This window comes from Winogradskyella ouciana (genome assembly GCF_009709615.1).
Lineage (GTDB): Bacteria > Bacteroidota > Bacteroidia > Flavobacteriales > Flavobacteriaceae > Winogradskyella > Winogradskyella ouciana.
This window is the reverse complement of the sequence record NZ_WJYA01000281.1, coordinates 1-241: the sequence shown is the minus strand read 5'-3', so window position 1 is coordinate 241 and position 241 is coordinate 1. Positions and strand designations below refer to the sequence as shown.

The following is a 241-nucleotide window of genomic DNA, read 5'->3' as shown; positions in this document are numbered from 1 at the left end:
AACATCATCAAGCTGCCGAACATCTCGGCCTCGATCCCGCAGCTGAAGGAGGCCATCGCCGAGCTGCAGGAGCAGGGCTACGCGCTGCCGGACTACCCGGACGACCCGAAGACCGACCAGGAGCGCGACATCCGCGCCCGCTACGACAAGGTCAAGGGCAGCGCCGTCAACCCGGTGCTGCGCGAGGGCAACTCCGACCGCCGCGCCCCCGCCTCGGTGAAGAACTACGCCAAGGCCAACC

Annotated in this window: 1 protein-coding gene; it reads left to right on the top strand. The window is 68.0% G+C overall.

What is annotated here, in order from left to right; translation table 11 throughout:
• A partial coding sequence (locus F1003_RS19165) for an NADP-dependent isocitrate dehydrogenase (protein WP_162307026.1) occupies positions 1 to 241 on the top strand: 241 nt, incomplete at both ends.